General features: G+C 66.4%; 14 protein-coding genes. 12 read left to right on the forward strand and 2 right to left on the reverse strand.

All coding sequences use genetic code 11. The features are described from left to right. The first annotated feature begins 3 nt into the window (after positions 1–3). Positions 4–474, forward strand: a complete 471-nt coding sequence (locus PX52LOC_RS11075; protein ID WP_149110158.1) for a VOC family protein — start codon at positions 4–6, stop codon at positions 472–474. 12 nt (positions 475–486) lie between these two features. Continuing rightward, positions 487–1278, forward strand: coding sequence for an ABC-2 transporter permease (locus PX52LOC_RS11080; RefSeq protein WP_149110159.1), 792 nt, complete (start codon positions 487–489; stop codon positions 1276–1278). Here the strand turns inward: PX52LOC_RS11080 and PX52LOC_RS11085 are convergent, their stop codons facing one another. Continuing rightward, the gene (locus tag PX52LOC_RS11085; RefSeq protein ID WP_149110160.1) at positions 1279–1524 is read right to left on the reverse strand and encodes a hypothetical protein; all 246 of its coding nucleotides are present in this window, start codon (positions 1522–1524) and stop codon (positions 1279–1281) included. A gap of 146 nt (positions 1525–1670) precedes the next feature. Here PX52LOC_RS11085 and PX52LOC_RS11090 point away from each other — a divergent pair, with 146 nt between their 5' ends. From PX52LOC_RS11090 to PX52LOC_RS43595, 7 genes are all read left to right on the forward strand, one after another. Then, positions 1671–2240, forward strand: a complete 570-nt coding sequence (locus PX52LOC_RS11090) for an RNA polymerase sigma factor (RefSeq protein WP_149110161.1) — start codon at positions 1671–1673, stop codon at positions 2238–2240. Continuing rightward, positions 2237–2782: a hypothetical protein gene (locus PX52LOC_RS11095; RefSeq protein WP_149110162.1), complete on the forward strand. Its 546-nt coding sequence runs from the start codon at positions 2237–2239 to the stop codon at positions 2780–2782. The genes PX52LOC_RS11090 and PX52LOC_RS11095 overlap by 4 nt, the downstream gene beginning before the upstream one ends. Further along, positions 2779–3369: an ImmA/IrrE family metallo-endopeptidase gene (locus PX52LOC_RS11100; protein WP_218575329.1), complete on the forward strand. Its 591-nt coding sequence runs from the start codon at positions 2779–2781 to the stop codon at positions 3367–3369. Before PX52LOC_RS11095 ends, PX52LOC_RS11100 begins: the two co-directional genes overlap by 4 nt. Continuing rightward, entirely contained in the window at positions 3359–4450 is a 1092-nt protein-coding gene (locus tag PX52LOC_RS11105) for a hypothetical protein (RefSeq protein ID WP_149110163.1), read from the forward strand. Before PX52LOC_RS11100 ends, PX52LOC_RS11105 begins: the two co-directional genes overlap by 11 nt. Continuing rightward, the gene (locus tag PX52LOC_RS11110; RefSeq protein ID WP_149110164.1) at positions 4447–6189 is read left to right on the forward strand and encodes an ATP-binding protein; all 1743 of its coding nucleotides are present in this window, start codon (positions 4447–4449) and stop codon (positions 6187–6189) included. The genes PX52LOC_RS11105 and PX52LOC_RS11110 overlap by 4 nt, the downstream gene beginning before the upstream one ends. 574 nt (positions 6190–6763) lie before the next feature. Further along, positions 6764–7624: a motility-associated protein gene (locus tag PX52LOC_RS11115; protein ID WP_149110165.1), complete on the forward strand. Its 861-nt coding sequence runs from the start codon at positions 6764–6766 to the stop codon at positions 7622–7624. Positions 7625–7626: 2 nt separating this feature from the next. Further along, on the forward strand, positions 7627–8190 hold the full coding sequence (locus PX52LOC_RS43595) for a flagellar motor protein MotB (RefSeq protein ID WP_315853314.1): 564 nt from the start codon (positions 7627–7629) through the stop codon (positions 8188–8190). Between the two features lie 34 nt (positions 8191–8224). On the opposite strand, the gene PX52LOC_RS11125 is transcribed toward PX52LOC_RS43595, so the two are convergent. Continuing rightward, on the reverse strand, positions 8225–8593 hold the full coding sequence (locus PX52LOC_RS11125) for a sirohydrochlorin chelatase (protein WP_149110167.1): 369 nt from the start codon (positions 8591–8593) through the stop codon (positions 8225–8227). 37 nt (positions 8594–8630) lie between these two features. Between PX52LOC_RS11125 and PX52LOC_RS11130 the strand changes: the two genes are divergently transcribed. From PX52LOC_RS11130 to PX52LOC_RS11140, 3 genes are read left to right on the forward strand one after another with little or no spacing between them, the layout of a single operon-like run. Further along, entirely contained in the window at positions 8631–10235 is a 1605-nt protein-coding gene (locus PX52LOC_RS11130; RefSeq protein WP_168218918.1) for a serine/threonine protein kinase, read from the forward strand. Between the two features lie 52 nt (positions 10236–10287). Continuing rightward, positions 10288–12048 carry a serine/threonine-protein kinase gene (locus PX52LOC_RS11135; RefSeq protein ID WP_149110169.1) on the forward strand — a complete coding sequence of 587 codons (1761 nt, stop codon included), beginning with the start codon at positions 10288–10290 and terminating at the stop codon, positions 12046–12048. Positions 12049–12068: 20 nt separating this feature from the next. Then, the gene (locus PX52LOC_RS11140; protein ID WP_149110170.1) at positions 12069–12548 is read left to right on the forward strand and encodes an SMI1/KNR4 family protein; all 480 of its coding nucleotides are present in this window, start codon (positions 12069–12071) and stop codon (positions 12546–12548) included. The last annotated feature ends 9 nt before the right edge of the window (positions 12549–12557 follow it).

Genomic DNA, 12557 nt, shown 5'->3' on the forward strand with positions numbered 1-12557 from the left:
CCGATGGCGAAGACGATTCCCGACGGCTACCACACGGTCACGGCCTACCTGCATGTGAAAGGGGCGGCCGACGCCCTCGCCTACTACGCGAAGGCGTTCGGTGCGAAGGAACGCTACCGTCTGATGATGGGGCCGACGGTCGCGCACGCGGAGTTCACCATCGGCGACTCGATCATCATGCTGGCCGAGGAAAACGAGGCGTGGGGGAACAAGAGTCCCAAAACGCTCGGCGGCCACACCGGCGGGCTGTGCGTGTACGTCGAGGACTGCGACGCGACCTTCGCACAGGCCGTGGCCGCGGGCGGCACGGTGTTGATGCCGGTCGGCGATCAGTTCTACGGCGACCGCAGTGGCGCGATCCTCGACCCGTTCGGCCACAAGTGGAACATCGCCACGCACAAGGAAGACGTGCCGCCGACCGAGATGCAGGCCCGCATGGAAGCCTGGATGCAGGCGAAGGCGCAAGCCCAGTAACGGAGTTCGAACATGGACGCCCCCGCGACCGCGATTCCGTTTCGGTTCAACCGGTTCCTGCCGTACTGGGCGGTGCTGCAAACCGACCTCGGCCAGACGTTGCGCAGTTGGGTCTACCGACTGTGGCTCATCATGATGGCCCTCGCCGCCCTCGGCTACGTCCTCTACAAACTCGGGGCCGCGAACGCCGGGGAATATCAGTCGGTCGCGGTGCAAACCGACGACCTGTTGCGCGCCCTCGCCATCGGCAGCCTGTCGCTGATCTCGTTGCTCGCCGTCAGTAGCATCAGTTCCGAGCGCGGCACCATTGCCGACTCGATCCTCAGCCGCGGCATCAGCCGCTACCAGTACTTCCTGGCGAAGTGGCACGCCCGCGTCGTGGTCGTGCTGGCCACGTTCGTCACCGTGTCGGTCGCCGTGCTGGTCGCGTATTCGGTGCTGTTCACGGCCGCGACCAACGGCAGCGGCGTCAACCTCACAACCTGGGGCGGCATCTACGCCGTCGCCATGCTCGCGGCCGTGCTGATGGTCGTCGTCTCGTGGGGCGTCGCCATCGGCGCGATGTCCAACGGCACCGTCATCGGCATCACGATTTTCTGGATCGTCATTTTCGGCGGTATGATCGCCCTGTCGCGGTTGCCGAGCGACTACCCGAATCTGAAGTGGCTGATGGACGGCCTTCGCAACGTCCTCCGCGGCGGCGTGCAGACCGGCGATGTGGTGCAATTCCTGGCCGCGTCCGTCGTCCTCGCCGCCGTCGGCGCGTTCATCGGCCTCGGCGTTTTTGCCCGACGCGACGTGTAATCACTCGACTTGACTTGCGACTTGACTTGCGACTCGCACTTCGGCCGCTGGGGGTTCCGGCGGCTGCGGCATTTCTACCGGCACCTCGGCCGGTACGGCGACGGGGTCGCCCGGCAACGCCGTGCGCGTGCGGACGAGCGGGTCGTCGGCATACGGCTTCGGCGTCCAGGCGCACCCGGCCGACAGGCTGACGACAACGATGACGCAACAGACCCGCATGGTGCCCGCTTTCCGAGAGTTCGTCACTTCGAGCAATCGGTTCTAACGGGGCCGCAACTTCACCAAATCCCGCCCCCGCCGGTTCCGACCGCGACATTTCCCGAAATTTCTGTCACATTACCGGGGCGGCGGACAAGTCGGAGTGTCCGACACTGGGGAGGTCCGATGTTGCCATGACGACGACAGCCTTACCACCCACGCTCGTCCCGCCGCCGGACGATCCCGTTCGGGCGGCACTTCAAGAACCGACCACGCTCGAAGACTTGCGCCGCCAAGCCGGGGCGATGGCGAAGAATCGCAAGGTGTCCCGCCTGGAGATCGACGACCTCGTGAGCGAGACCGTCGAGCGGGCCTTGCGAACCGCCGCGAAGTACGACCCGACGAAGGGCAGCGTCGGCGGTTGGCTGTACGGCGTGCTCGTGAACATCGTTCGGGAACAGTCCCGGCAGGCTGGGCGGCAGGGCGTTCAGCAACCGGCCGACCCGAAACTTTGGGAACAGGCCGCCCACGCGAAGCCGGCCGCCGATCCGGACCTAGCCGAGAACCGCTTCCTGGTCGAGCGATACCTGAGCAAGCTCGGCCAACCGGAACAGGCCGTCGTGAAAATGCGATACCTTGAAGAGCGCGAGTACGCCGACATCGCGGATCGAATGCGGCTGTCGCAAGTTTACGCCCGCGTGCTCGTCAGCCGGGGGATTAACACGATGAAGGCCTTCGCCGTCGGGAAGGGGGATCGGCCATGACCGACCACGACCGCCGCGACTGGATCGACGCCCTGTCCGCCCGCTACCTGGACGCCCTGGACCGGGACGACTTCGACGCGCAAGAAGAACTCTGGGCACTCGCCGCCCAACACGCCGACCTGGAAACCGCCTTCCGCGAACTGCACGAGGGATTGCTGGAAGAAGAAGCCGCGAAGGCGACGGCCGCCGTGACCGATGCGGTCGAATCGCACCTGAAGTCGGCGACGATCGTCCGCGAACCGACCGGCCCGGTGACGTTCGCGGACGTGGCCGACGAATTGTTCCGCCACACGCCCGGCGGCCTGCCGCCGGAGGCCCACGCCCTCAACGCGAAGTTGCGAGAGGCGAAGGAACCGCTGCCGGCCGACCTGGGGTTATCCGGCCTGATCGCGTTCGCGGAAGCCAAATTCGGGGCAGCGTCCCGCGACTACTGGCGAGCCTTCCGCGAGGCGGCGCTCACCGTACGGATGCGCGCGAACTCTCAGTCGGCCGAGTACCAACTCGCGGCCCGCCGTGCGCCCAAGCCGGAGGACCGCCCGTGATCCCGGAAGAGATCGCCCACCTCCGCAGCCGGTGCAAACTGCCGTTCGATCCGTCCCGTCGCGGGCCGGTGCTGCTGAGCCAGTTCTTTGAAGAACTGAACCTCTCGCACGTCGCGCTGCCGAACTTGTCGTGCGGGGCGGTGACGGACTTCCTACGGTCGAAGGGCATGGCCATCGACCCAGTCGGCGAACCCGATTCACCGCTCGCTGGCTGCCTGTTCTGGGTGAAGGACGACGGGTGGGCGTTCGTCACCGCCAGCGACATCCTACCGCGCCGCCGCTTCTCGGCGGCCCACGAACTCGGCCATGCCGTTCTGCACCGCGAGACGATGGGCGGGTTCATTTCCGACGTGTCGATCAGCGAGACGGACGCCGCCGAGGGCCAACGCGAGCGGGAAGCGAACCAGTTCGCCGCCGAGTTGCTGATGCCGAAGGAAGTCTGCTGGGCGCGGGCGGAAGAGTTGGAACGCGACTACAAGGCGTGCCCGCGGATGGTGCTGGCCTACCGACTGGCGAGCGAGTTGCTCGTCAGCCGCGAGGCGATGCGGTACCGACTGAAGTCTCTGGGGATCGGCAATGACGACTGACCGCGACGCCGTCCGGGCGTTCTTCCGCAAGCACGCAGCCACGGCCGTCGGCCCGACGCCAGTGCAGCCGAACGTGACCCCCGGCGACGACGGCGACGAGCCGGACGCGATCGAGCGCGGGTTCGAGATGCCGGAAGCCGATTGGAAAGCGGTCGTCGTGTCGGAAGCCCCGGCCCGCGATGGCGAGTTCCCGGTGCGGTTCATCGACGGCTCGCAAGCTGGGCAGCCGGTCGTGTGCGTGCGCACGGCCGAGGGCTGGCCGATCCCGCTACTCATCAGCGAAGTCGGGGCCGTGGCCCTGAAGAGCGTGGGCCGGCGCTTCGAGCGGGAGTTCGTCGCCGTCGAGCGGGTGCTGTCGTTCGTCGCCGACCCGTTCCCGTGGGAGGAGGTCGAAGCGTTCGCCGCGGCCCTGGTCAACATCCCCGAGTTAAAACTGCGAGTCCTGCCCGCCAACCGGCCGCAAGAGCAACACAGCCCGTTCGACTACGAGATCATGCGAACCCAGGCCCGCGCGCGGGCGCAACAGGAGATGACTACCCTCGAACGCCTCGCGCTCGCCGTGAATCGCAAGGTGCCGACGCTGGTGGACGGGCCGTTGCACCGGCTGATGGGATCGCCCGACCCGTTCGGGCCGCTGTTGATCGGCGTCGTGAAGACGCAGGCGGCTGATTACCTGCACCCAAAAGGGTGGCAGACGCTCCTGGACTTAAAGCCTGGCCAGCGGACGCCGGTGTTTCAGTATGAGGGCCGGCAAACGGCTGGCGGGTCGGTGCCCGTGGCGTCGTGGTATCTGAAACTCGCAGGCGGGCCGCAGCTTGCCCCCAACTGGGGCTACGTCCGTGTCGAGGTGCCGTGGGGCCAGTTCCAACACCAGTTTCGCGGCGACTTCGGGTTCGTCAATCGCCTGTCGCGGTGGCTGATCGACGCCCGCTGCCGGACCGACAGCTACGCGCGAATGCCGGTGTCGCTCGACCCGATCGTGCGGGCCGAGGACGCGCTGAAGCCACTGTTCACGCCGCTGCAAGTGCTGGTGAACCGCCTCTACCGCCAGGCCGGGTTCTTTCGGAGGAACGAACTGTGAGTCGGACCGCCCTCGGCCGCGTGGCCGCCCCGCCGGAACACGAATCGACCAGCGGCGTCTTCTACTTCTGGGTCGACCGCGACCAGAGCGTCGAGCGGACGCAGATCGTCACCACCAAGTCCACTGTCGCCGGCCGAGAGGTCGCGTTCGTCGGCATCGTGCAGGAAGTCTACCGCCGCAGTCGGCAGAAGGACGTTGGCGAGGAGGCGGCCCGGTTCGACGGTCGCAGTGCCGAGACGCCGCCGTTCGCGTCGGAGGGCGTCACTTACGCGGAGGTCGCGATCCTTCGCACCGACCCGGTCGCGCACACGCCGCCGACGGAGGAGAGCGAAGTCTTCCTCGGCGACGAAGTCGCGGCCGCGAAGGGCTACGGCATGGACCGCATGGGCCAGCGGTTCGACGTGGGTCTCTTGCGCAACGGCGGCACCGAGTTCGCCGGGCGGGCGGCTATCGACTTGGACTTTCTTCTGGGAAAGAACGGGGGTCACCTCAACGTCAACGGCATCGCCGGCCTCGGCACGAAATCGACGCTGCTGCTGAGCATGAACTGGTTGCTACTCCGCGAGGCGAAGCGGCAACGGGAGGAGAAGCAGGGCGACCCGAAGCGGTTGCAGGTGGTGCCGGTGATCTTCAACGTGAAGAACTTCGACCTGTTCTTCATCGACCGCTGGAACACCGAGTACCGCAAGGAGGAACTCGCCCACCGCGAGGACTGGCGGCGGATGGGCGTGGACGAACCACGGCCGTTCGACATGCCGCGGTACTTCGCCCCGCAGGCGAAGGGGCTGTCCACACCCGTGCAAACCGGCGGCCGCACGACCGACGTGCTGCCGTACAGTTGGTCGCTGGCCGACGTGATCGAGCAAGAGTTGTTCTCGTTTCTGTTCAGCGAGGAGGACGTGTACGACCCGAACTTCGGCGGCCTCGTCGGTGAGATGGAAGAGTACCTGACGAGCGAAACCGCGGCCGGCCGGAAGTTGCGCAAGGATGGCCCGCAGACGTTCGCGGACCTGCTCGACTGGTTTCGCGACGAGCGGGATTCGCTGTTCATGGACTTCGTCAAGGCGACGAAGGGTAAACTCCTCCGCCGGCTGAAGTACATCGTGCAAGAGGGTGACGGCGTCCTCGTCCGCAAGGAGCCGAAGGGGAACGCGCTGAAGATTCCGTCGGTCGGGCAGGACTCGCCCATCGTCATCGACCTGTACGGCCTGCACGGTACGCCGAGCCTTCAGCGGTTCGTGGTGGCGGCCGTCTTCCACCAGATTCAGCAGATCCAGTCCGCGAAGCAGGTGGCGAACCTCAAGTACCTCATCACGCTCGACGAGTTGAACCGCTTCGCCCCGAAGGACAGTTCGGACCCCATCACGCAGAAGCTGGAGACGATCGCGTCGGAGGGTCGCAGTCAGGGGATCATCCTGTTCGGGGCGCAGCAGCAGGCGAGCCTGGTGAAACCGCGGGTGATCGAGAACGCCGCCATCCGGGCCATCGGCCGCAGCGGCACGCTGGAGTTGGGGGCGGAAGTGTGGAAGTTCCTCGGCCCTTCGGCCCGCAGCGCCGCGTCGCAGTTGCAGCCGGAGGAGAAGCTGCTGTACCAGCCCAGCTTCCGCGAGCCGATGCTGGCGAAGATTCCGTTCCCGCCGTTCGCCCTCAGCGAGAACGACGCGGACAGCCCACCGGCGACCGGCGGCGGCGATCAGGGATTGCCGCCGGTATCGAGCGCAGACCTGGACGCATTTTAAAAATGAATTCTCGTCTTGTTCGGGACCGAGCTGATTCGGGATGAGGCTGGCCAGAACCACGGTTGGAGAAAGGGAATCCCCGATGGCAATAACTCGAATCTCTGCCCAAGTTCACGGCCGTGAGATCGAAATCGGCTGCTACGGATCGGGGTCGGATTGGCTCTGCCGGCTGACTGACCCATCTTCTCAACTCGAAAAGCATACCGATATCTACTCCCCGCCACCTGATTTGGGATTCTTTTGGCTTCGGGAGTCGGACTGGAAATGGCTGGCGTCGGGTTTGGTTAACCGCGAAGTGTTCCGGGATACCGAGACGGTGGACAAACTTCTGGAACGTCTCATGCGGGAGGTGGTTGGGATCGACCAACAATTGGCTCAATGTATCGAGTTCGTCAGCGCAGAGTTCACGGCTACGGCCGACGGCGAGCAAGGGACGCTCCAGTTTCCGGGTAAGTGGGCGGAGTCGCGGTGGTGGCAGTCACGCTGATACGAATCAGATACATCGTTCACGTCCTGGCAAAACTCCGGCCGCACCTTCGATAATCCCCGAAAGATTGCCATTCGGGGTGTTCTCGTGATTGTCATCGTTGGGGCTATCGTCGTTCTCGGGTCCGTACTCGGCGGCTTTTCCATGGCCGGCGGACACGTACACGCTCTGATTCACTTGTCAGAGTTCGTCACCATCGGCGGGGCGTCGATCGGCGCGCTCGTCATCATGACGCCGAAGAAAACGCTCATCGACCTGATCCGGGCGGTCCTCGCGCTGCTCAAGGGGTCGCCGTACAACAAGGCGTCGGCCGCGGAGTTGCTGAAACTCTTTTACGGCATCGGGAAAGTGGTGCGGCAGGAAGGCGTTCTCGGCCTGGAAACGCACATCGGTGCGCCGCAGACGAGTGCGATCTTCAAGGCGTCGCCGAAGATTCTCGCGAACGGCCACCTCAAGCACTTCGTCTGCGACGGCCTCGCGCTGCTCGTGGACGGCAAGCCGACGCCGGAACAGTTGCAGTCGTGGTTGCAGGAGGAAACGCGGGTCATCGACCAGGAACACCATCAGGTCGTCGCGGCGCTCACGAAGGTCGGCGACGCGCTGCCGGGGTTCGGGATCGTGGCGGCCGTGCTCGGGATCGTGGTGACGATGCAGGCCATCGGCGGGCCGGTGGAAGAGATCGGCCACAAGGTCGGGGCGGCCCTCGTCGGGACGTTCCTCGGGATTCTCATGGCCTACGGGTTCTGTGCCCCGCTCGCCGGCCGGTTGGACGCCCTCGGCGTGGTCGAGATGTCGTTCTTGAACGCGGTGTCGGCCGGCGTGGTCGCCATCGGCGAAGGGGTTGGCCCGCGTGACGTGGTGACTCGGGCGCGGCGGTGCCTCGGCACCGAGTGCCGGCCGTCGCAGGGTGAAATGCAGAAGATCTTCAGCGAAGCGAAGGGAGGCTAATCGTGGCAGCAGGTGGTGGCGGCTCGTGGAAGGTGGCGTACGCGGACTTCGTGACCGCGATGATGGCCTTCTTCATGGTCATGTGGATCGGCTCGCAGGACCAGAAGACCAAGCAAGCAGTGGCGAACTACTTCGTCGACCCGGCGGGCGTGTCGAAGCGGCCGGCGATGCCGGGATCGGTTACGCCGACGCCCGCGCACGGGGCCGTCCCGCAGGCGGAATCGACGGCCGTGGGCCGGGGCCGATCGTCCTTCACCGAGTCGGCCGAGAGCAGTCGCGTGACGAAGGTCGTCAACGACGGCATCCACGCGAGCGGTGAGACGCTCCAGTATTGGCGGGGTGAGGCCAACAAGCACCGCGAGGAAGCCGCCCGGTCGCCGGAAGTGGTGGACCAAAAGCGGCCGATCAACGAGGTCGCGACGGCCGCCTTGGCCAAGAAGATGCGCGACGAGTGGTCGCAGAAGATCCCCCCGCAGGCGAAGGGCGTCTATCAGGACTTGCTCTTCTCCAGCCTCGCCGACGTGAACTGGACCCAGATCGCTGAAGACATGCTGCAACACTCGTAACGCTTATCGCCCCTTCGGCCTGAAGAGATCGGCGTCACTTCGACTCGGCCTCGCTCGCCCGTTGCTCGACCACGTCGAGTAACAGCGGGTGGCGGCCGAGCGGTTCCGCGAGGCGGAACAACACCGCCGGGAACTTCGCCGCGAGTTCCGTCCGCAATTCTTCCATATCGTCGCGCACGTGAACCCCCGGCGAGAGAAAGTACGGCAGCATCGTCACGCGCGTGGCCCCGCGCTGCACGCAGAGTTCGCCGCCGGCGGGGATGCTCGGCTCCGCGAGTTCGAGGTACGACACCTGCACGATGGGGTACCGGCCGCGCTGCCGCATCGCGTCGGCGACGAATTCCAGGTCGGCGTTGGCTTCCGCCCGGCGGCTGCCGTGGGCGATGAGAAGGAGTGCGTTCATATCCTTAAGGGTAGGGAGTCCGCACTTCGGAGAACCCATGATTGGCACGCGGATCGGGAACTGGATTCTGACCAGCGAACTCGGCACCGGCAGCCTCGGCACCGTCTACAAGGCCGCGAACGCCGATGTCAGCTCGCCGAACGATCCGACCGTCGCGGCCGTCAAGGTGCTGTCCCACCCGCTGAGCCGCGATCCCGCCTTCCAGGCCCGCTTCCCGTCGGAAATGCTCGGCCTGCGGCGGCTCACGCACCCGAACATCGCCCGCCTCTACGACAGCGGCGTCCACGCTGGTCTTGCTTACTACGCCACCGAGTTCGTCGAAGGGACCGACGTGGCAACGATGCTCGCCCGGCACGAGAAGTCGCCGGACCAGCCCGGCCTCGGGTGGCAGTCGCACTTCTTCCGCATCGCGATTCAGACGGCCCGTGCGTTGAAGCACGCCCACCACCGCAGCATCTTGCACCGCGAGTTGAAGCCGGGCAACCTCATCGTGACGGCCGACGGGTCGCTGAAGGTGACGGACTTCGGCGTCGCGAAGGTCTTCAACCAGCCCCCCCTGACGCTGCCCGCCGAACCGATGGGCACGGCCGGCTATCTCGCCCCGGAACACTTCACCGGCAAGCCGTTGACCCGCCGCAGCGATCTGTACGCCCTCGGCGGCGTGCTGTACACGGTGCTGACCGGCCGGCCGCCGTTCGTGGCCGCGACCGCCGCCGAGTTCATGCACAAGCACTGCTACACGCTACCGGACCGGCCGGCGAACTTCATCCCGAAACTGCCGCATGAGATCGATGACTTCGTGTGCGCGCTCTTGGCGAAAGACCCGAGCCGCCGCCCGGCGAGCGCGGCCGCCATCCTCGACGACCTCGACCAGATTCGCGGCAAGCTCGAACGCAAGGGGGCGAAAGTCCTGCCGCCGCCGAGTGCCGACGACCCGACGGGATTGCACGCCCCGCTGACGGAAGTGCCGGCCGCGGTCGAAATCGCCGACACGAGCCGAACGGACCGTCGGGCGAAGCAACTTCGCGCGCTCGTCCTCGGCCTTTCGTTCCTGCTCGTCGTCGGCACGATCCTGTTCGTGTTCTTCCGCCCGCACCCGCCGGCCGAGACGCTGTGGACCGCGGCTCAGCCCCTTGTCGAATCGCAGAACCCGGACGACTGGGACCGAGCGACGGAAGAATTTCTCGGCCCGCTCTCAAGTTGGTACCCGGCCTGGAACCCGGACGAGGTGCGAGTGGCCAAGCAGATTCTCGCGGAACGGAAGGAACTCGCCCGATCCTTCTCGTCGCTCGGAAAGGCGAAGTACACTTCCGAGGCCGAGCGGCTGTACCACCGCGGGCAGAAACTCGTTCAGGTCGGCGATTACGGCGAAGCCCGGCGGACGTGGGAAGCGTTGGCGCGCGTCTTCGGGTCGTCGGAGGTCGAGCGGCGGTGGGTTTCGCTGGCGAAGTTTGCCCTGGCCGAACTGGCCAAACACCCCGGCCCGCGGGCGAACATCACGGCGGTCGCGGAGGCGGTGGCCCAGGCCCGAAAATTGCGACAGACGGGGCAAAATGCCGAAGCAGACGCTATGTTGAAGGCAATCGAAGAGTTGTACCGCGACCAGCCGGACGTGCTGGAGTTGGTGCGGTCGGCGAAGTGATCGCCGAAATCGACCCTTCGCCCCTGTGCCTGTTCCTCGGAGCCACGGCCAAATGGCAAACCCGGCGACGACCGTCACCGACTACTGCGGCGTCCTGACGCGCAGCAAGTTGATGCTCGCGAACGAGGTCCGCGGCGTCGTTGATCGCTGGCGGACCGAGACGCGGGCCAGCGACGCGGAGGTCGACTCGTTCCGCAAGTACCTCGTCGCCCGCCGCCTGCTGACCGAGTACCAGGCGGCGATGGTGCAGCGCGGCCACGCGGACGGCTTCTACATCGGCGGGTACGTCATCCTCGACCGCATCGGCAAGGGCCAGATGGCCGGCGTGTACAAGGCCGTCCACAATTCCGGGCAGACGGTCGCCCTCAAGGTGCTCGCAAGTTCGAAGGCCCGCAACCCGCACATGCTCGCCCGGTTCGAGCGCGAAGCCCGGCTGTTGACGCAACTCAACCACCCCAACGTCGTGCGGGCGTTCCAACTCGGGGGCGGCGGCGATAACGGCACGACCGGCGTTCACTACATCGTCATGGAGCACCTCGAAGGCGAGACGCTCGACGACGTCCTCGTGCGGCGGAAGAAACTGCCCGCCGCCGAGGCGGCCCGGTTGCTCTTCCAAAGTCTGCAAGGGTTGCAGCACCTCCACGACCGGCGGATGGTCCACCGCGACCTGAAGCCGGCGAACCTGATGCTCGTGCCGTCGGTCCTCACGAAGTCCGACACGACGCTCTCTTCGACGGTGAAGATCGTCGATATCGGCCTGGGCCGGGAACTGTTCGACGACGACAACGCCTCCACGCAGGACATTCACCTGACGGCCGAGGGGTCGCTCGTCGGCACGCCGGACTACCTCGCCCCGGAGCAGGCCCGCGACGCGCGGTCGTCTGACATCCGGGCGGACATTTACAGCCTCGGGTGTGTCCTGTTCACCGCCCTGGCGGGGCGGCTGCCGTTCATCGAAAAGAACGTGATGGCCACGATGGTCAAGCACGCGACCGAGCCGCCGCCGCCGGTCGCGCAGTTCGCCCCGGACACGCCGCCCGGCTTGCAAGCGGTGCTGGCGAAGATGCTGGTGAAAGATCCGGCCGGCCGCTACCAGACGCCGAGCGCGGCGGCGCAAGCCGTGCGGCCGTTCATGCCCGCCGACGCGGCCGACGCGGTGTCCACGACGGTCCTGCCGGGCTTCCAGGAGTTCCTCAACAGCGAGGACGGCGACCTGCCGACGTACCCGCCGAGCATTCTCGTCGACACGAAGCCGGCCGAGACGGTCGGCCTCTCCTCCGACCCACCGCGTGCCCCGCTGCCGCAGAAGGCTCCGGCCCCGCTCGCCCCCGTTGTGCCGCCGGCCCCCGCCCCACGTCCGGCGGCGGTTGCCGCGCCACCGGCCGCGAGCAAGCCCCGTGCGAGCGTGGCCGGCCCGCCGTCCGGCAAGCTCAAAGTCGGCACCGGCCTCGCGGCCGCCCTTGCCGGAGCGTCAACCCCGCGGGCCGGCAGTTCCGCGGCCGCCCCGCCGTCGCTGAAGCCGGCCTCCCTGCCGCCGCGGCCGTCGCCCCTGCCGCCGGTTGCAGCCGACGGGTTCGATGTCGAATTGATGCCGACGTCCGCAGCGCTGAGCGACCCCGCCGACGTGCTCCAGGCCCGCATGGCCGACACGCCGATGCGACCGCTGTACGACCTTGACCGCCGCGACTTCATCATGCTCGCCCTGGGGGCTGGCGGTGTCCTGTCCGCGATCGCGACGGGCCTGGCCGTGGCCCGCTTCTCTGGCCAAAAGTTGCGCGGCGGCGACGAAGAGTCGGCCCCCGGCCAACCGTGACGGCCCGTGAGGGGCATGAGATGGAAGTACCGTTGGCCCGACTCCGCGAGCTTGCCCTTGCCCTTCCAAGACCGGGGTGCGATTGGGAGGAGCGGCCTCACTTCGAAATGCCTACAACCTCGGAACACCTGACCGAGTACGAGCAGGCTGTCGGATTCCCCCTGCCTGGGGATGTGCGTGCGTTTCTCGCAGAAGTAGGGGCCGTCGTGGGAATGTCAGTCCACAACGGCTACTGGCTGGGCGATGTGGAACGGCTGACCTGTTCCGTCAAGTACGGCGACTACCCAAAGCATGTTGGGAACGATCCAGTGGCACCGATCGCCACTGACGGAGGGGGCAACGCATTTCTCTTGTCGGCGAGCGGTCCAATCTGGCGCTGGGACCACGAAACGGAGAAGATGTCCAAAGTTGCCACATCATTCGCTGCCTTCTTGGATCGGGTCGTGGCCGATTGGGAGGCATATGTCTCCGACACGCCCAGATGGAAGTTCTTGGTGTAGCCGATCCGC

The organism is Limnoglobus roseus, assembly GCF_008254045.1.
GTDB lineage: Bacteria > Planctomycetota > Planctomycetia > Gemmatales > Gemmataceae > Limnoglobus > Limnoglobus roseus.